Raw genomic sequence first — 16,520 nt, forward strand, 5'->3', positions numbered from 1 at the left:
CGCTCTTTGACGTATCCATGCCAATGCGAATAAGTTTATCCACGGACGGTCTCCCTTGATGAGATCTGCAACGACCTCATTCTGGCACATCACGATGCCGTCGGGGGCCGTCCACCCCAACACGTACTTGAGTACGCTCCGCTCCGGTTCTCGGTATCCGCCATTTTCGACTCGGCCTGACCTGAATCTCAACACAGCTTACCTTATCTAACGACGTTCATAGCAACGCGAAGATGAAGCAGGCCATCGACACGATGGCGGTGATGGTGCGGACGTGGTTCCACATCACCCATTGGTTCAGATGGTTCGCCCACACGGCGGCGCCATTGGCGCTGGCTGGGTCGACGGCGGCGAGCGCATCGTTGAGCGGCACATTGAAGACCATGGTCACGATCGGGTTGCCGATCAGATAGATCACCGCGCCGGCAAGCAACCAGTACGAGCCGGACTGGCTCCAGCCCATGATGGCGGCGGCGATAAGCACCAGGCAGAGCAGGCCGGTGCCGAACAGCGCCGTCATGAAGGTCGGGGTGATCACCGTGATGTTGATCGAATTCATCGCCGCAATGCCCTGAGGGACGGGCAGCCGGGCAAGCGCCGCCATGACGAAGTTGGAAAAGGCGAAGAACACGCCGCCGACGACGCCCGAACCGATTGCGGCAATAATGGTGAGGGTGGGAAGAAGCTTGATCATCTCAGTTGCTCCAGACGCCGGTTGCGGCGGTTTCATGTGCGTAAGCGGAAAAGTCTTTCGGCGCACGGCCGAGCACACGCTGGACGCCATCGGTCAGCGTCTCGTTGCGGCCGTCGAGCACTTCGGTGAACAGCTCGTTGAGCAGCCAGGCGAATTCGGGCGGCAAGTCATGCGCCGCGACAGAGGCGGTGAACTCGTCATGCGAGACCTTGATATAGCGGATGTCGCGACCGGCCGCCTTGGCGATCTCGGCGACCGCGTCGGCGAAGCTCAGCAGACGCGGCCCGGTCAGCTCATAGAGCTGCCCGACATGGCCCGGCTCTGTCAGGGCGACGAGGGCTGCGTCGGCAATGTCGTCGGCATCGACGAAGGGCTCGCCGACAGTGCCGACCGGCAGTGCAACTTCGCCCTCGAGCAAGGACTCGATGAGAAAGCCTTCGCTGAAGTTCTGCGAAAACCAGGCGCAGCGCAGGATCGTCCAGTCGGCGCCCGATGCTTTGACCATCTCTTCGGCGCGCTGGGCTTCCGTTTCGCCGCGCCCGGAGAGCAGCACCAGCCGGGTGACGCCATTGGCCACTGCAAGCCTGGCGAAGGCCTCAACGGTCTCGGCCGCGCCCGGCACGGCGATGTCGGGATAGTAGCTGATGTAGACGGCACGCACGCCTTGCAGGGCCGGCTTCCAGGTCGCCGGAACCTCCCAGTCGAAGCGTGGGCTGCCCGAGCGCGAGCCGATGCGCACGGGAACGCCCTGTACGGTCAGCCGCTCGGCGAGGCGACGGCCGGTCTTGCCGGTGCCGCCGAGGATCAGGATTGGTTTGGTGTCAGTCATTGTGGTTTTTCCTCCGTTTGAAATATGAGTAATCCTCACATTTGCAAAACGTGATAAACCCTCGTATTTTGCGAGTCAAGCCGTTGTTGGCAATTTTCTCGAGACCGGAGACAGTCATGGAAGACACAGCAGCGCCCGCATCTGCCCAGGAGCAGGTCGCATCGCCGCGGCGGGCGCCGACGCAGCAACGCAGCCGCGAGCGGGTCGAACGGATGCTGGCCGCAGCCTCGGCGCTGATTGCCCAACAAGGCAGCGACGCCATGCGCATGGGCGAGGTGGCGGAACGGGCCGGGGTGTCGATCGGTTCGCTCTACCAGTTCTTTCCCGACAAGCGGGCGATCGTCTGGGCGCTGGCCGAGCGTTACACCGCCGAAAGCCAGGCCTGCATCTCCTCGGCACTCAAGGATGTCACCGACGCCGAAGGCCTGCGGCAGGCGTTTTCGGAGTTGGTCGATATCTACTACCAGCTGTTCCTGGCCGAACCTGTGATGCGCGACATATGGTCGGGTACCCAGGCCGACAAGGCGCTGCGCGAGCTCGAACTCGCCGACAGCCGCGCCAATGCCGAATTCCTGACCGCCGTGCTGAAGCGGCTGCAACCCGGCGCCGATCCGGTAGCACTGGAGACGACGGCGTTTCTGGTCTGGCAGATGGGCGAGGCCGCGGTGCGGCTGGCGATCTCGGTCGACCGGCAGGAGGGCGACAGGCTGGTGGCCGCCTACAAGCGCATGGCGCTACGGGAGTTATTGGAAGGGTAGAGGGGCTAGCTTCCCCAATATGCTTTCAGCATCTCCTCACGCTCATCCTCCGTGCACATCGTCATGCGGGCTAGGCCGAGCATGCCGCGATGAAGTGCAACAACTGCCAATGCCTGGCTTAGGAACGTCTCGTCGGTCTCGGTTTCCAAATCCCGCAACGCCAAATGAAAAAGTGTCCGCCAAGCGGTGTTATAGTGCGGTTCGATCCAGTCCGGAATCGGCGGGTTCCGTTCATCAGTCCGTCGAGCTTCTTCGATTACAGCGGCGAGACCATAGGCTGCCCAGTTTGCAGGAACGTGTTCGGTCGAAATGCGAACGATTTCCGGAATCGCCGCGTAGGACGCGTCTCCGACATCCCCTTGATGGTGCAATTCCTCCCAAAATTCGTCCCAGACCGATTTGTCGTCATAGCGAAGAGCCAATGCGCGCAGAGCCGGTCTCGGGTCGTAGACTACCTTGTAGCCGCCCTGGAGGTTGGACCATCGTTCATCGTTGATATCTAGCAATGGTGTGCCCTCATGTTGCCGACCAACCTCCTACTGACACGATGTCAGGGCAACAAAAAACCCGCCACAAGGGCGGGTTTTTGATCTGCGAAAGCCGATACGGCTTAGAGGCCGAAACCTTCGAAGCGCTTCTTGAACTTCGACAGGCGGCCGCCGCGGTCGAGCAGGGTCTGCTGGCCGCCGGTCCAGGCCGGGTGCGTGGTCGGATCGATATCGAGGTTCATCGTATCGCCTTCCTTGCCCCAGGTCGAACGGGTCATGTATTCGGTGCCATCGGTCATGACGACCTTGATGGTGTGGTAATCGGGATGGATGTCGGCCTTCATTGTCGTGCTTCCTGGCTTGTGGCGCTGCCGACGGGCTCGTGGCCTGCGTCGATGCGCCCCTTTTTAAAACTCGAAGCCGCAGCTATTGAAAAGCCACGGCTTCTAAAACGGTCGGCGAGCCTATACATCAGCCGGAATTGAATCACAAGGCCGTGGCGGGCGCATATTGAAAGCGCCCACCGGGAAGCGGCCAGAGGAAACGGTCATGGCGGACATCAGCGGCGAGCAAGACGGGCGCAGACGCTCGCTCGGGCCGCTCAGGCGCCTCTCTCCCTACATCAGCCGCTACCGCAAACTGGTCATCGGCGCCGTCATCTCGCTGGCCATCGCGGCGGCGACGACACTGGCGCTGCCGCTCGCCGTGCGGCGCATGATCGATCACGGTTTCAGCGCGCCCGGCACCTCGTTCATCGCCGAGTACTTCGCCGCTTTGGTGGCGATGGCAGCCATTCTGGCGGCGGCATCGGCTGGCCGCTACTATTTCGTCATCACGCTCGGCGAGCGGGTTGTTGCCGACATCCGCAGCGATGTATTTTCGCATGTCACGACGCTGTCGCCGTCCTTCTTCGACACCGCCCAGTCGGGTGAGATCGTCTCGCGGCTCGCGGCCGATACGACGCAGGTGAAATCAGCCGTCGGCGCCACCGCCTCGGTGGCGCTGCGCAATGTCATCCTCGGCCTCGGCGCGGTGGCGATGATGGTCGTCACCAGCCCGAAACTGTCCGGCCTGGTCATCGCGGCCATTCCGGTGATCGTGCTGCCGCTGGTCGCCTTCGGCCGCTCGGTCCGGCGCCGGTCGCGGCAGGCGCAGGACACGCTGGCGCAAGCGACCGCCTATGCCAGCGAGCAGATCGGCGCGGTGCGCACGCTGCAGGCTTTCACCAACGAGACGCTGGTCACCGGGCGGTTCTCGGCCGCAGTGGAAGCCGCGTTCCAGGCGGCGCGCTCGTCGATTTTCGCCCGCTCTTTCCTCACCTTCTTTGCCATTTTCATGATCTTTTCCTCGGTCGTGGCGGTGCTGTGGTTCGGTTCACGCGACGTGCTCGCCGGCACGATGTCGCCCGGCACGCTCGGCCAGTTCCTGCTCTATTCGGTGTTTGCCGCCGGCGCGCTCGGCGCGCTGTCGGAAGTGTGGGGCGAGCTCTCCCAGGCGGCGGGTGCGGCCGAACGGCTGACCGAGATCCTCGACGAGACGCCGGCGATCCTGGCGCCTGCCAAGCCATTGCCGCTGCCGGCCAAGGCGAAAGGCGCGATCAGTTTCGACGACGTCTCCTTCTCCTATCCGGCGCGGCCCGACCGCGCCGCCGTCCACGGCTTGAGCTTCCAGGTGAAGCCGGGCGAGACGGTGGCGATCGTCGGGCCCTCGGGCGCCGGAAAAAGCACTGTGTTTTCGCTGATCCTGCGCTTCTACGATCCCGAGACCGGCCGCATCGCCATCGACGGCGTCGACGTGCGCGAGGCCGATCCGGCTGCTGTCCGGGAGCGCATCGCCATCGTGCCGCAGGATGTCACCATTTTTGCGGCGAGCGCGCGCGACAATATCGGCTTCGGTCGGCCGGGCGCCACGAATGCCGAGATCGAGACGGCCGCCAGGGACGCGCTGGCCGACGAATTCATCCTCAAACTCGACAAGGGCTATGATGCCCAAGTCGGCGAGCGCGGCGTGACCTTGTCCGGCGGCCAGCGCCAGCGCGTGGCGATCGCCCGGGCCATCCTACGCGACGCGCCGATCCTGTTGCTCGACGAGGCGACCTCGGCGCTCGATGCCGAAAGCGAAACACTGGTGCAGACGGCTCTGGAACGGTTGATGCAGGGCCGCACCACCATCGTCATCGCCCACCGTCTTGCAACGGTGCTGAAGGCCGACCGCATCCTGGTCATGGATGGCGGCCGCATCGTCGAGGAAGGCACGCATCAGAGCCTGGTTGCCAAGGGCGGTATCTACGCGCGGCTGGCCAAGCTGCAGTTCGAAACCGGAGCCAGCGCGTTCAGGGGTGCCGCGGAGTAGGTGCTGCTGCGCAGATAGAGTTCAGCCGCGGGCAGGCTGGCGCCGGCCACGCCGGACAGCGATGAATACCGGGACACCGACGAACAAGGTCAACAGGAACATGCTGGCGATGATCTGTCGCCGTTCCGTGTCTGGATCGCTGACCTTCACTTCGACGGGCGGCGGATCGACGTAGGTAAATGCCCTATGTTTTTGGATGCCGTGCCAGCTGAAATGGCTCAAGCCCCGTATCGCTGCTGCAGGTGGCGGGTGAAATGCGCGGCATTCAGTTTTTCGCCGGTGGCGCGTTCGAGCAGTTCGGGCGTTGACCAGCGTGAGCCCTGCGACCAGATCTTGTCGCGGCGCCAGCCATTTATGGCCTCGAAGTTTCCTTTTGCCAGATCGTCGTCGGCGGACGGATGCTCGCTGGTCAGCGCCGCCCATTGCTGCGCCGCCATCATCGCGCCCAGCGTATAGGACGGGAAATAGCCGAAGGCCGCACCTGGCCAATGGACGTCCTGCATCGGCCCGTCGGCCGGATTGTCTATGGTCGACAGGCCAAGATACTCCCGCATCTTGGCGTCCCACGCCTCGGGCAGGTCGGCCGCCTGCAGCCGCCCCGAGACAAGCTCCTGCTCCAGTTCGTAGCGCAGGATGACATGCAGCGGATAGGTCACCTCGTCGGCGTCGACGCGGATCAGGCCGCGCTCGACCCGGTGTACATGCGGCAGGATGTCGTCGAGCGACCAGGCTTCGCCGAGATGCTTTTCGACCACGGGCAGCGCCCAGCGCCAGAATTCGGGGTTGCGGCCGACCTGCTTTTCGACGAACAGGCTCTGGCTTTCGTGCACGGCCATGCCGCGCGCCTTGCCCAGCGGCCAGTGCGCCCAGGCCTTCGGCAGGTTCTGTTCGTAGAGCGCGTGGCCGGTCTCGTGCAGCACGCCCATCAGTGCCGACAGGAAATCCGAGGTCTTGTAGCGGGTGGTGATGCGCACGTCGCTCGGCACGCCGCCGCAGAAGGGATGATGCGACACCGACAGCGAGCCATGGGTGAGGTCGAAGCCGACCGCCGCCATCATGGCCAGGCCAAGCTCGCGCTGCCGGTCTATCGCATAGCTGCCCGAGAGCGGCTTCAGCGGGCGGCTGGCGAGCCGCGCTTCCTGCACGGCCAGCGCCTCAGGCACGAAGGACTTCAGGAACGTCTTCAACTCAGTGAAGACCGGCGTAATGTCGGCGGCGCGGTTGCCGGGATCGTATTGCTCCATCAGCGCGTCGTAGGGATCGAGGCCGAGCGCGTCAGCGCGCAGTGCGGCCTCCTCGCGGACCAGCGCGATGACACCTTCGAGTGCCGGCAGGAAACCGGCCCAGTCGTTCTTGGCGCGCAGGTCACGCCAGAGCTGCTCGGAGCGCATGCGCGCCACCGTCTGGCGCTCGACGAACTCGACCGGCAGGCAGGTCAGGTTGGTGTATTGCCGGCGCAATTCCCGGACCGCCGCCTGCTGCTCCTCGTTCAGCACCTCTTGTTCGGCGGCGGCGAGCCAGTCGGCGATTTCCGGCGCCGTCGCCCGGGCATGCAGCATGCCGGCAAGCGAAGACATGGCTTCGGCGCGCTTCTCACCGCCGCCGACGGCCATATGGGTCGCCTCGTCGGCGCCGAGGATGGCGAGCGCATGTTCCAGCGCTTCGAGCTTGTGGCCGAGATCATCGAGTTTCTGAAAGGACATGGCAGGTTCCGCGTTTTGGACGGCGGGAAAAGATACCAATGCGCCAGGCTTGGCAACCCTGCACAAGTGTCGGTTAATGGGGGCAAGGCGGCGCGAGCTTGCACGCCGTGGCGGGCGTGCTCACTATGGCAGACGGCGTGATGCCGCCTGGGGGAGAAAGACATGATCGCCAACATACTGGTCGGGCTGGTGGCGCTGATCCACTGCTACATCGTCTATCTGGAGATGGTGGCGTGGGACACGCCGCGTGGCCACAAGGCGTTCAACCTCAAGCCGGACTTCGCCAGCGCATCGAAGGTGCTGGCCGCCAATCAGGGGCTTTACAACGGCTTCCTTGCCGCCGGGCTGATCTGGGGCCTCTATCTCGGCGCGGCTGGATTCCAGATCAAGGTGTTCTTCCTGCTTTGCGTCGCCATCGCCGGGCTCTATGGCGCGGCGACCGCCAGCAGGAAGATCCTGTATATCCAGACCGTGCCAGCGGTGGTTGCGCTCGTCGCGCTCTTGCTCGGCTGGTAAAAAGACGCCCCCGGACCAGATCCCGCGGGCGTCAGACTGTCCTGTCCTCATTCTTTGGATATCCGAGGATATCGCAGCGGGTTCTCAGCCGTTCGGATAATTGCCGCCGTCGGAACCGTCACCGATCATGAAGCCACTACCGGTATCGGACATCAGAGCTTGATCGACATTGTCGAGCCGGCGCAGCAGGTCGTGATATTGCGCGGCCGGGATCCGGCCATGATCCGAGCCGGCGACCCGTTCGGCGGCCTGGCTGATATGCGCCGCGCGCAGATGTAGCCGATGCGCTTCGGCCGATGTGATCGCGTTGGCCTGCCTGGCATCAGTGATGCCCTGGTCGACGCCCTGTATCTGCTCGATCAGGCCGGTCACGCGCGGACCGGTCATGTCGGTCGGGTCGCTGGCGTCGAGGGCGCCCTTGTGATGATGTCCGGCGGCATAGGCGCCGGCGAACGGAACGGCGATCAGAAGTGTCGTAAGGGCTGCAGTCCTGAGAGTCTTCAAAGAACGCATGATGTGCGTCTCCTCCTGCTTTGGAAGGGGTAAGCGCTTTCGCTCCGCCTTCCCGACGCGGGCCGTCGGGTTCCGTCGCGTCGCGATGGGAGGCATCGCCGGCGGTTCTCGGCCCTGCGCGGCAAATTAGGAGCCCGGAAACGTGAAGTGTAATTAAAAAAAGATAATGTTTTCAGGCCTTGCCGAGGTCGGCCTGCGCCCTAGAGTTGAGCCGACAAACAAATTCGCGTGACCAACAATCACCGTTCGGTGAGCTTCAGTTCAATGCGGCGGTTCTTGTTGCGGGCCTCTTCGGTGTCGGCGGGGTCGAGCGGCTGAAATTCGCCGAAGCCGGCGGCGACCAGCCGATTGGCGGGCACGCCGTTCTCGATCAGGAACTTGACCACCGACGTCGAGCGCGCCGTCGACAACTCCCAATTGTCGCGATAGCGGCCGGTGCCCGACAGCGGCTTGTTGTCGGTGTGGCCGTCGACGCGCAGCACCCAGTTGATCTCCGGCGGAATTTCCTTTTGCAGTTCGATGATGGCGTCGGCGAGCTTCTTCATCTCGACCTTGCCGGCATCGTTGATCACTTCGGAGCCGGTCGGAAACAGCACTTCCGACTGGAAGACGAAGCGGTCACCGACGATGCGGATGTTCTCGCGGTCGGCGAGGATTTCGCGCAACCGGCCGAAGAAGTCGGAGCGGTAGCGGTTCAGTTCCTGCACGCGCTGCGCCAGCGCGACGTTCAGCCGACGGCCGAGATCGGCGATCTTGGTGTTGGAATCGCGGTCGCGGGTTTCAGAGACGTTGAGGGCGTCCTCGAGCGCGCCGATCTGCTTGCGCAACGCCGCTATCTGCTGGTTGAGGATCTCGACCTGGCTCAGCGCCTGCTGGCTGATCTGGCGCTGGTTGTCGAGTTCGCCGCCCAGTTGAGCCGCACGCTGGTTGGCGGCGTCGCCGGCGCCCGCACCTTGCGCCAGCAATTGCTCCAGCCGGCTCTTATCGGCTTCCGCCGCCGACAGCGAGGCCTGCAGATTGGCCAGCGAATCATCCTTGTCCTGCGCCGTCGAGCGCTCCAGCGCCAGCAACTGCGTCAGTTCGTTGATCTGCGAGTTGAGGCGCGAGAGCACGGTGTCCTTGCCGGAGAGTTCGCGGCCGAGCAGGAACTGCGCCAGCACGAAGACGGTGAGCAGGAACATGATGGCGAGCAACAGCGTCGACAGTGCGTCGACGAAGCCCGGCCAATAATCGATGCGGCGGTCGGTGCGACGGCCCCTGGCGAGCGCCATGCTAGTGCACTCCGGGCTTCTTCAGGGCGTCGGCGATCTTTTCCAGCGTGTTGCGCATCGCCTTCTGCTCGTCCGACTGGGCTTCGACCCAGTCGCGCATGATCTGCTGCTCGGAGCGCATGTTCTTGACCAGGCCGGAAATGCCGTCGGCGAGATTGGCCATGGCGGTGGCGACGCGCGGATTGGAGCCGCCGCCGTTTTCCTGCATGCTGCGCAGCCGCTCCGACAAAAGGCGGATCTCGTCGGAAGGTTCGTTCTTGGCCGGATCGGCAACGACGATGTCGGAGGAGAGATCGGTGACCGAGGACAGCCAGTTTTCAAGCTCGGTGTAGAAGCGGGTCTGGGCGCGGCCGGCCTGCAGGTCGAGGAAGCCGAGCACCAGCGAACCGGAAAGGCCGAACAGCGAGGACGAGAAGGCCGTGCCCATGCCGGCCAGCGGCGCCGACAGCCCCTGTTTCAGCGAATCGAGCACGGCGGCGGCGTCGCCGGTGCCGGGATCGAGCGATTCGATGGTCTCGCGGATCGAGCCGATGGTGTTCAAAAGACCCCAGAAGGTGCCGAGCAGGCCGAGGAACACCAGCAGGCCGACGAGGTAGCGCGAGGTGTCGCGGCTTTCGTCGAGTCGGGTGGCGATCGAATCCAGCATGGTACGCATCGAGGAGGTCGAGAAGGCAACGGTCGATGAACGGCCGATCATCGCCTTCATTGGCGCCAGCAGCACCGGTTCGGTGGTTTCGGAGCCGGCGCGGAAGGAATTGACCCAGCGCACTTCGCGAAACAGCCGTCCGACCTGGGCGAAGGCCAGCAGGATGCCGACCGCCAGCACACCGATGATAAGGCCGTTGAGGCCCGGATTGGTGGTGAAGGCGCTGGAGATCTGGCGGGTGAGGATGGCGGCGATGAAGGCGACGATGAACAGGAAGATGACCATGGTCAGGAGGAAGACCTGTGGGCTCGACAGCTTGTGCGGATCGTACATCAGGACATCAGAGCGCCTGCCCACGCCGAAAGATCTGAGAAAAGCCATCCGTGCCCCGATTCCGATGCTCTTTATTTGCCTTGACGCAATTCCGAACGGGAAACCGCTCACACTTTCCCGGAATTGCTCCAGTGCCGCCGATCACGTAATTCGCGACTCTAAACGGAATTGTGACCAAATTGAATGGCGCTTGGCAATATCGCCCGACAGATCGGGCCGCGCTCCGCCTTTCAGAGGCGGTTGATAACCAGGCAGTCGACCATGGCGGCAAGATGCAGCCCGGCACCGGTGATGACGAAGCCATGCCAGACGGCATTGTGGAAGCGCAGCCCCTTCCAGGCGAAGAAGATGACGCCGCAGGAATAGACGATGCCGCCGGCGACGATCAGCGCGATCGACGTTGTCGGCAATGTCGCGACCAGCGGCTTGACCAGAACGATGCCGCTCCAGCCAATGGCGAGATAGAAGACTATGGCCAGGCGGTCGAAGCGACCGGGCAGAAATACTTTTATGGCGATACCGGTCACAGCCGCGGTCCAGACAAGGACAATCATCGGCAGCGCCAACGGCGAGCCGTCGAGCTGGGCCAGAAAGGGCGTGTAGGTAGCGGCGATCAGTAGGTAGATCGCTGCATGGTCGAAGCGCCGCAAGATCCATTTTGCCGGCGATGTCACCGGCCACAGATTGTAGGTGAGCGACACCGATAGCACGGTCAGCAGCGATACCACATAGAAGGCGACGGCGATGTATTCGCCCGGACCAGCATGGAACGCGGCTAGCGCCAGCAAGGCCGAGCCCGCCGCTATCGCCAGCACGATGCCGACCGCGTGCACAACGCCGTCGGCGATCATCTCCGCACGCGAATACTGCCAGCGCCCGACAAAGGGGATATCGATTGGCGTTTCTGGCGGGGATAGTGGCGGCATGCGCGAAGGTCCTTCGTCCCCCCTTTATCTGGGCGGTCGCCGGGCAGTATTTCAAGCTTTGGTTGCGGTTTTGCGACTGCGGCGCTTCAGCGCGCCGAGATCGGCTTCTTCACCGCCTTGAGCAGCGCGCGCTGGATCACTTCGTTGCCGGCAACGACCGAGCCGGCGTTGAGCATGTCCTGGCCGCCATCCATGTCGGAGACGAAGCCGCCAGCTTCGCGGACCAAGAGCAGACCGGCGGCGATGTCCCAGGCCGACAGGCCGGTTTCCCAGAAGCCGTCCATGCGGCCAGCGGCGACGTAGGCGAGATCGAGCGCGGCCGAACCCAGGCGGCGCACGCCGGAGACCTCGGCCATCACATTGCGCAGCTCGACCAGGAAATTGCCGTGCTGGCCGTGGCCGAGATGCGGGATGCCGCAGCCGATCACGCAGTCGGTGAGCTTGATACGGCCGGCGACGCGCAGCCGGCGATCGTTCATGAAAGCGCCGCCGCCGCGCTCGGCGGTGTAGAGCTCGTCCATCGCCGGATTGTAGATGACGGCGGCGACGAGCTGACCCTGGCGCTCCAGCGCGATCGAGATGGAAAAGATCGGAATGCCATGCAGGAAATTGGTGGTGCCGTCGAGCGGGTCGACGATCCAGCGGTGCTGGTCGTCGTCGCCTTCGACCGCGCCGCGCTCTTCCATCAGGAAGGCATAGCCCGGCCGCGCCTTCGACAGTTCGGCAAACAGGATGTCCTCGGCCTTGCGGTCGGCCTGGCTGACATAGTCGCCCGGCCCCTTCATCGACACCTGCAGGTTCTGCACCTCGCCGAAGTCGCGCGACAGCGAGCGGCCGGCCTTCATGGCGGCCTGGACCATGACGTTGAGAAGTGCTGAGCGTGCCATCGTGTTTCTTCCTGCTGCTGCGCCTTAAGATCAGTCTGCGCGGCGCATGTAGGTGAGCTCGTTGGTGTCGACGACGATGCGTTCGCCGGCGCCGATGAATGGCGGCACCAGCACGCGAATGCCGTTTTCCAGCACCGCCGGCTTATAGGAAGACGCCGCCGTCTGGCCCTTCACCACCGGGTCGGCCTCGGTGATGGTCAGCGTCACCTGGTCGGGCAGCGAAATGCCGATCGGCCTGTCCTCATAAAGCTGGACCGTCACCATCATGCCGTCCTGCAGGAAGGCGGCACGATCGCCAACGAAATCCTTCGCCAGCTCGAGCTGCTCGTAGCTCTGGGTGTCCATGAACACCAGCGCGTCGTCCTGTGCGTAGAGGAAGGAAAAATCCTTCAGGTCGAGCCGGATCTGCTCGACGGTCTCAGCCGAACGGAAGCGTTCGTTGAGCTTGGTGCCGTTGATCAGGTTCTTCAGTTCGACCTGGTTGTAGGCGCCGCCCTTGCCGGGCTTGACGGTGTTGGTCTTGACCGCCACCCAGAGGCCGCCATCGTGCTCGATGACATAGCCGGGACGGATTTCGTTGCCATTGATCTTGGCCATGATGATGTTGATCCGGGAATGAGATGGTCGCTGGACAAGCGATTTCGGGCTCCCAAGACCACAAAACACCCGAAGAGGCAAGGGAGCGGGGGATGCAAGGCACGCTCAGGGCAGGCGGTTGGCCTTCTGCAAGGCCTGCTTGGTCTGGTCGTCGGTCAGCCCTTGCAGGAAATCGTCCATCTCCGGATCGATAAGGCCGGCGCGGCGGGCGACCACGTACCAGGCCCCGGCCAGGATCAGGTCGGGATCGGTGCCGATACCGCCCATGTAAAGCTTTGCCAGACGGTTCTGGGCGGCGACGTTGCCGCCTTCCGCTGCCTGCTTCATCCAGTTGAAGCCGGATTTCAGGTCGCGAACACCACCGCGGCCTTCGATCATCCAGGCGGCAAGATCGATCTGCGCGGTGTCGTAGTTCTGCCTTGCGGCCTGCGCCAGCAGGCGGCGTGCCTGGGCATCGTCGTGCGGCTTGCCGCCGACGCCATTGGCGTAGACCTGCGCCATCGCATACTGCGCGTCGGCAAGGCCGGTCGCCGCGGCGCGCTCATAATAGGGCACGGCCCTGGCGATGCCGGCATCGCCCGGATCCTGCTGTACCAGCAGCTGCGCGAAGTTGAACTGCGCCAGGCGATTGCCGGCTTCGGCGGCGGCCTGCATCAGGGCGTAGGCTTCCTTCTCGTCCTTCTTGACGTAGCGGCCGTCGAGCAGCATCAGCGCGTACTGGAATTGCGATTCAGGAATCCCCTGTTCGGCGGCCTGCGCATACCATTTGGCGGCCTCCGCCGGGTTGAGCGGCACACCCAGCCCGCGCGACAGGATCTCGGCCACCAGCGTTTGCGCCGCCGGGTCGCCATTCTGGGCCCGTACCAACGCCAGATTGTAGGCGGTCTTGTAGAGGCCGCGCTGGAAAGCGCCATAGGCCGGGTCCGCCGGCTTGGCGCCGAAACGCTCGGGATTGATGGCGTCGGCCGAGGGCAGCGGCGCGGTCGTCGCGGGCTGCGGCAGCGGGGTGTCGATCGGCTTGTCGACATGAACGCCAGAACCCGTGGTGCCGGTGTTTGGGGCGCCGGCCTTTGCGGCAGCCGCATCGGGGGCCTTCGCATCCGGCGCGCTGATGTCGGGTGTGCCGGTATCGGGTCCGCTCGTATCGGGCCTGGGCTGCGGCAGCGGAATGGGTTCCGCGGCCATCGCCGCCCCGCTCATCAAGGCCGCAACGAAAACCGCGATAGCAAGTCCTGGTCGGCGCACGTCAGTCCTCGAAGCGCGGCGCGGTTTCGTCGAGCAGCGCATTGGCGGCAGCAATCGCCGCTTTCGGATCGGCGCCGTCGGCGAAGACAACGCTGGACAATGCCACGAATTCGGCGCCGGTGTCCGCCACTGCCTCAACCGAGGCCAGGTCCGACCCGGCCATGACGATGCAAGGGATCTGGATCATGTCGGCCCACCAGCGGCCGAGTGACAGATTGCGCGGATGCGGCTCCGGCTTGTTGTCGTAGCCGAAGCGGCCGAAGAAGATGTAATCGGGCCTGGTCTCGCCGAGTTCCAGCGCGTCGTCGCGGGTCTTGGCGCCGCCGGCGCCGACCATCATCTTTCCCTCGAAGTGCTCGATGGTCTCGGCGAGTGCGTCCTTGGAGACCTCGACATGAATGCCGTCGGCCTGGACGCGGCCGGCAATGCGGGTGTCGCCAGCGATGATGACGGCGATACCGGCGGCCTGCGCCACAGGCACGATCTGTTCGGCAAAGGCCTGGAAGGCAGCCTCGTCCATGCCGTTTTCAGGCAGGATCAGCGAAGCGACGTCGCCGCCCTCAAAGGCCGCCGCAATGCGCTCGGCCGGCGCGTCCTTGGGCGCGATCAGCACGATGCGGCAGCGGTTGGGGGGTGTTGCGTCGTTCATTGGCTTTCGATCCGGGATTTCGCCTATGCCGGGCGAAGATGGTTGCAATGCGGCATAGAGCAAAGCGCCCGCCTTGAACAGGCGGGCGAGGATCGATGCGATGGCTTGGTTTACGATCACCGGCGAGCGGCCGGTCTGCGTCTCATTTGACGGCTTGCGGGCTTTCGACCGGCGGTTTGGCTTTCCACAATGTCCAGCCGAGGTTCATGCCGGCTGCCGCGATCAGGATGGCGGCGGCGCCGACGAGCTGGGCCGGATGCAGCCGGTGGCCGAACGCAATGACATCGACCAGGATCGCCACGACCGGGTAGATGAAAGACAGCGATCCCTGCAGGTGTGTCGGCAGTTTCTGGATGGCGCCATACATCAATATGTACACCAGGCCGGTGTGGACGACGCCAAGCGTCACCAGCATGGCCCAGCTCCACGTGTCGGCGGGCAAATGGGAGAGGTTGGCAAAGGGCGCCAGCATGACGACGCCGACGCAGACCTGGATCAGCGCGATCAGATGCGGTGGGGTCCCCTTCAGCTTTTTGGCGACGATGGCCGCGACGGCCCAGAAGAAGGCCGCGCCAAGCGCCATGACGATGCCGGTGACATAATCGGTGCCGACGATGCCGGAACCGGCATCGGGCCCTGTCTGCACGATCAACAGCATGCCGGCGAAGGCGATGCCGAGCCAGGTCAGCTTGGTCAGGGTCAGTCGCTCGCCGAAGAACAGCGCGCCGAAACCGACCAGCATGAACGGTTGGGTGTTGTAGACTGCCGTGGCGATCGAGATCGAGGCGCGGGAGAAGGCGCTGAACAGCAACAGCCAATTGATGACGATGGCCGCGCCGCCGAGCGCGGCGATGGCAAGAATGCGCAATGTCAGCCTGCCGCGCAGCAGCCCAAGTGCTGCACAGGTGATGAGCAGCGCCACCGCACCGAAGGCGCAGCGCCAGAACACCACGTCCATGACGGGCTGGTCCGACATGACGACGAACCAGCCGATCGTGCCAATGATTGTCATCGCCGCCGTCATCTCGATCGTGCCGCGCACCGTGCTGTCCATGACAATACCTCTGATATCTGTTTGAGGCTGGATAATCTCATGCAATCCTGAGGGTTTATATGATTTATAAAAGGTGATATGTGGGCGTACCCTAATTTAATAAGGCGATCTTCGCCTTTTGCGAGGGAATGAAATGCTGGACGATCTGGACAGAAAGCTTCTCGACATCCTGGTCAAGGATTCCCGGGCTTCATTGAAGGAACTGGCGCAGCAGGTCGGGCTGTCGTCGCCCAGCGTGTCCGAGCGGCTGCGGCGGCTCGAGGAGCGCGGCGTCATCCGCGCCTTCACTGTCGAGATCGACCCGGAGGCGCTGGGCTATCCGCTGCAGGCGATCGTGCGTATCCGGCCATTGCCGGGCAAGTTGCATATCGTCCAGCAGCTGATTGAGGAGATCCCCGAGTTCGGTGAATGCGACAAGGTCACCGGCGACGATTGTTTCGTGGCGCGACTTTATGTGCGTTCGATGAGCGAGCTCGACAAGCTGCTCGACCGCATCGCCGACAAGGCCGAAACCAGCACCGCCATCATCAAGGCGCAGCCGATCCGGCGCCGCCCGCCGCCGATGGGGAATGCTTAGAGTTCCAGCTTGTAGCCGATGTGGCTGGCCTTGAAGCCGAGCCGGTCATAGAAGCGGTGCGCGTCGTGGCGGCTCTTGTTGGTGGTCAGCTGGACAATTTTGCAGCCGCGTGCGCGGCATTGTTCGACCGCCCATTCCAGCAGGCGCTGTCCCAGCCTTTCACCGCGCCGGTCGGCGGCGACGCGGACAGCCTCGATCTGGCCGCGCCAGGCGCCCTGCAGCGACAGGCCGGCAAGATAGCTGATCTGCAGCGTGCCGATGACGTGGCCGCCGTCCGTCATCACGGCCAGAAACAGGTTGGGGTCGGCGTTCACAGCCGCAAAGGCGTCGCGATAGGCTTTGGCCAGCGGTTCGCTTGCGTCTTCGCGGCTGCGGCCGAGCGGATCGTCCGCAAGCATGGCGACGATGGCCGGCAGGTCAATTTCCTCGGCGCGGCGGATCTGGACTTCGCTCATTCTCGAAACCTCATGCGGGGACGGTGC

The 16,520-nt window shown here is 63.9% G+C and carries 20 protein-coding genes; 4 read left to right on the forward strand and 16 right to left on the reverse strand.

The window, feature by feature from the left end; translation table 11 throughout:
- Positions 1 to 217 precede the first annotated feature (217 nt).
- Together JQK88_RS28210 and JQK88_RS28215 are read right to left on the reverse strand one after the other, a co-directional pair.
- Positions 218 to 694: an anthrone oxygenase family protein gene (locus JQK88_RS28210; protein WP_192258733.1), complete on the reverse strand. Its 477-nt coding sequence runs from the start codon at positions 692 to 694 to the stop codon at positions 218 to 220.
- Between the two features lies 1 nt (position 695).
- The gene (locus JQK88_RS28215) at positions 696 to 1,523 is read right to left on the reverse strand and encodes an NAD(P)H-binding protein (RefSeq protein WP_203280149.1); all 828 of its coding nucleotides are present in this window, start codon (positions 1,521 to 1,523) and stop codon (positions 696 to 698) included.
- A gap of 116 nt (positions 1,524 to 1,639) precedes the next feature.
- On the opposite strand from JQK88_RS28215, the gene JQK88_RS28220 reads away from it, so the two are divergent.
- Entirely contained in the window at positions 1,640 to 2,281 is a 642-nt protein-coding gene (locus JQK88_RS28220) for a TetR/AcrR family transcriptional regulator (protein WP_203280150.1), read from the forward strand.
- Positions 2,282 to 2,286: 5 nt separating this feature from the next.
- Here the strand turns inward: JQK88_RS28220 and JQK88_RS28225 are convergent, their stop codons facing one another.
- Together JQK88_RS28225 and rpmE are read right to left on the reverse strand one after the other, a co-directional pair.
- Complete coding sequence (locus JQK88_RS28225; RefSeq protein WP_203280151.1) at positions 2,287 to 2,787, reverse strand: hypothetical protein; 501 nt, start codon at positions 2,785 to 2,787, stop codon at positions 2,287 to 2,289.
- Between the two features lie 104 nt (positions 2,788 to 2,891).
- On the reverse strand, positions 2,892 to 3,113 hold the full coding sequence (gene rpmE / locus JQK88_RS28230; RefSeq protein ID WP_112559687.1) for a 50S ribosomal protein L31: 222 nt from the start codon (positions 3,111 to 3,113) through the stop codon (positions 2,892 to 2,894).
- 205 nt (positions 3,114 to 3,318) lie between these two features.
- Here rpmE and JQK88_RS28235 point away from each other — a divergent pair, with 205 nt between their 5' ends.
- On the forward strand, positions 3,319 to 5,121 hold the full coding sequence (locus tag JQK88_RS28235; protein ID WP_192258729.1) for an ABC transporter transmembrane domain-containing protein: 1,803 nt from the start codon (positions 3,319 to 3,321) through the stop codon (positions 5,119 to 5,121).
- A 21-nt stretch (positions 5,122 to 5,142) separates the two neighbouring features.
- On the opposite strand, the gene JQK88_RS28240 is transcribed toward JQK88_RS28235, so the two are convergent.
- Both JQK88_RS28240 and JQK88_RS28245 read right to left on the reverse strand, forming a co-directional pair.
- The gene (locus JQK88_RS28240) at positions 5,143 to 5,343 is read right to left on the reverse strand and encodes a hypothetical protein (protein WP_192258728.1); all 201 of its coding nucleotides are present in this window, start codon (positions 5,341 to 5,343) and stop codon (positions 5,143 to 5,145) included.
- Positions 5,340 to 6,824, reverse strand: a complete 1,485-nt coding sequence (locus JQK88_RS28245) for a carboxypeptidase M32 (protein ID WP_192258727.1) — start codon at positions 6,822 to 6,824, stop codon at positions 5,340 to 5,342. Before JQK88_RS28245 ends, JQK88_RS28240 begins: the two co-directional genes overlap by 4 nt.
- Before the next feature lie 162 nt (positions 6,825 to 6,986).
- Between JQK88_RS28245 and JQK88_RS28250 the strand changes: the two genes are divergently transcribed.
- Positions 6,987 to 7,340 carry a DUF1304 domain-containing protein gene (locus JQK88_RS28250; protein WP_192258726.1) on the forward strand — a complete coding sequence of 118 codons (354 nt, stop codon included), beginning with the start codon at positions 6,987 to 6,989 and terminating at the stop codon, positions 7,338 to 7,340.
- Positions 7,341 to 7,424: 84 nt separating this feature from the next.
- Here the strand turns inward: JQK88_RS28250 and JQK88_RS28255 are convergent, their stop codons facing one another.
- The 9 genes from JQK88_RS28255 to JQK88_RS28295 form a co-directional block, all read right to left on the reverse strand.
- Positions 7,425 to 7,853 carry a hypothetical protein gene (locus JQK88_RS28255; RefSeq protein ID WP_192258725.1) on the reverse strand — a complete coding sequence of 143 codons (429 nt, stop codon included), beginning with the start codon at positions 7,851 to 7,853 and terminating at the stop codon, positions 7,425 to 7,427.
- A 239-nt stretch (positions 7,854 to 8,092) separates the two neighbouring features.
- Positions 8,093 to 9,124, reverse strand: coding sequence for a peptidoglycan -binding protein (locus tag JQK88_RS28260; RefSeq protein WP_192258724.1), 1,032 nt, complete (start codon positions 9,122 to 9,124; stop codon positions 8,093 to 8,095).
- A gap of 1 nt (position 9,125) precedes the next feature.
- On the reverse strand, positions 9,126 to 10,151 hold the full coding sequence (locus JQK88_RS28265) for a MotA/TolQ/ExbB proton channel family protein (protein WP_192258723.1): 1,026 nt from the start codon (positions 10,149 to 10,151) through the stop codon (positions 9,126 to 9,128).
- A gap of 182 nt (positions 10,152 to 10,333) precedes the next feature.
- Complete coding sequence (gene trhA, locus JQK88_RS28270) at positions 10,334 to 11,029, reverse strand: PAQR family membrane homeostasis protein TrhA (RefSeq protein ID WP_192258722.1); 696 nt, start codon at positions 11,027 to 11,029, stop codon at positions 10,334 to 10,336.
- An 86-nt stretch (positions 11,030 to 11,115) separates the two neighbouring features.
- Positions 11,116 to 11,916 (reverse strand): inositol monophosphatase family protein, encoded by an 801-nt coding sequence (locus JQK88_RS28275; RefSeq protein ID WP_203280152.1) that lies wholly within the window; start codon positions 11,914 to 11,916, stop codon positions 11,116 to 11,118.
- Between the two features lie 30 nt (positions 11,917 to 11,946).
- Positions 11,947 to 12,513, reverse strand: coding sequence for an elongation factor P (gene efp, locus JQK88_RS28280; RefSeq protein ID WP_112559678.1), 567 nt, complete (start codon positions 12,511 to 12,513; stop codon positions 11,947 to 11,949).
- 105 nt (positions 12,514 to 12,618) lie between these two features.
- Positions 12,619 to 13,698 (reverse strand): tetratricopeptide repeat protein, encoded by a 1,080-nt coding sequence (locus JQK88_RS28285; RefSeq protein ID WP_246750079.1) that lies wholly within the window; start codon positions 13,696 to 13,698, stop codon positions 12,619 to 12,621.
- 61 nt (positions 13,699 to 13,759) lie between these two features.
- On the reverse strand, positions 13,760 to 14,407 hold the full coding sequence (locus JQK88_RS28290; RefSeq protein WP_203280154.1) for a thiamine phosphate synthase: 648 nt from the start codon (positions 14,405 to 14,407) through the stop codon (positions 13,760 to 13,762).
- Positions 14,408 to 14,549: 142 nt separating this feature from the next.
- Positions 14,550 to 15,461, reverse strand: coding sequence for a DMT family transporter (locus JQK88_RS28295; RefSeq protein ID WP_203280155.1), 912 nt, complete (start codon positions 15,459 to 15,461; stop codon positions 14,550 to 14,552).
- A 133-nt stretch (positions 15,462 to 15,594) separates the two neighbouring features.
- On the opposite strand from JQK88_RS28295, the gene JQK88_RS28300 reads away from it, so the two are divergent.
- On the forward strand, positions 15,595 to 16,038 hold the full coding sequence (locus tag JQK88_RS28300; RefSeq protein WP_203280156.1) for an Lrp/AsnC family transcriptional regulator: 444 nt from the start codon (positions 15,595 to 15,597) through the stop codon (positions 16,036 to 16,038).
- On the opposite strand, the gene JQK88_RS28305 is transcribed toward JQK88_RS28300, so the two are convergent.
- Complete coding sequence (locus JQK88_RS28305; protein ID WP_203280157.1) at positions 16,035 to 16,493, reverse strand: GNAT family N-acetyltransferase; 459 nt, start codon at positions 16,491 to 16,493, stop codon at positions 16,035 to 16,037. The genes JQK88_RS28300 and JQK88_RS28305 overlap by 4 nt on opposite strands.
- Between the last annotated feature and the right edge of the window lie 27 nt (positions 16,494 to 16,520).

Source organism: Mesorhizobium caraganae (assembly GCF_016836705.1).
GTDB classification, from domain to species: Bacteria; Pseudomonadota; Alphaproteobacteria; order Rhizobiales; family Rhizobiaceae; genus Mesorhizobium; species Mesorhizobium caraganae.

Coding starts and splice junctions, on each gene's coding strand:
- JQK88_RS28255 (WP_192258725.1), bottom strand. CDS start 7,853: ATGCGTTCTTTGAAGACTCTCAGGACTGCAGCCCTTACGACACTTCTG.
- JQK88_RS28300 (WP_203280156.1), top strand. CDS start 15,595: ATGCTGGACGATCTGGACAGAAAGCTTCTCGACATCCTGGTCAAGGAT.
- JQK88_RS28235 (WP_192258729.1), top strand. CDS start 3,319: ATGGCGGACATCAGCGGCGAGCAAGACGGGCGCAGACGCTCGCTCGGG.
- JQK88_RS28215 (WP_203280149.1), bottom strand. CDS start 1,523: ATGACTGACACCAAACCAATCCTGATCCTCGGCGGCACCGGCAAGACC.
- JQK88_RS28260 (WP_192258724.1), bottom strand. CDS start 9,124: ATGGCGCTCGCCAGGGGCCGTCGCACCGACCGCCGCATCGATTATTGG.
- JQK88_RS28275 (WP_203280152.1), bottom strand. CDS start 11,916: ATGGCACGCTCAGCACTTCTCAACGTCATGGTCCAGGCCGCCATGAAG.
- JQK88_RS28265 (WP_192258723.1), bottom strand. CDS start 10,151: ATGGCTTTTCTCAGATCTTTCGGCGTGGGCAGGCGCTCTGATGTCCTG.
- JQK88_RS28285 (WP_246750079.1), bottom strand. CDS start 13,698: ATGGCCGCGGAACCCATTCCGCTGCCGCAGCCCAGGCCCGATACGAGC.
- JQK88_RS28250 (WP_192258726.1), top strand. CDS start 6,987: ATGATCGCCAACATACTGGTCGGGCTGGTGGCGCTGATCCACTGCTAC.
- JQK88_RS28290 (WP_203280154.1), bottom strand. CDS start 14,407: ATGAACGACGCAACACCCCCCAACCGCTGCCGCATCGTGCTGATCGCG.
- JQK88_RS28210 (WP_192258733.1), bottom strand. CDS start 694: ATGATCAAGCTTCTTCCCACCCTCACCATTATTGCCGCAATCGGTTCG.
- JQK88_RS28220 (WP_203280150.1), top strand. CDS start 1,640: ATGGAAGACACAGCAGCGCCCGCATCTGCCCAGGAGCAGGTCGCATCG.
- JQK88_RS28305 (WP_203280157.1), bottom strand. CDS start 16,493: ATGAGCGAAGTCCAGATCCGCCGCGCCGAGGAAATTGACCTGCCGGCC.
- JQK88_RS28295 (WP_203280155.1), bottom strand. CDS start 15,461: ATGGACAGCACGGTGCGCGGCACGATCGAGATGACGGCGGCGATGACA.
- trhA (WP_192258722.1), bottom strand. CDS start 11,029: ATGCCGCCACTATCCCCGCCAGAAACGCCAATCGATATCCCCTTTGTC.
- JQK88_RS28245 (WP_192258727.1), bottom strand. CDS start 6,824: ATGTCCTTTCAGAAACTCGATGATCTCGGCCACAAGCTCGAAGCGCTG.
- efp (WP_112559678.1), bottom strand. CDS start 12,513: ATGGCCAAGATCAATGGCAACGAAATCCGTCCCGGCTATGTCATCGAG.
- rpmE (WP_112559687.1), bottom strand. CDS start 3,113: ATGAAGGCCGACATCCATCCCGATTACCACACCATCAAGGTCGTCATG.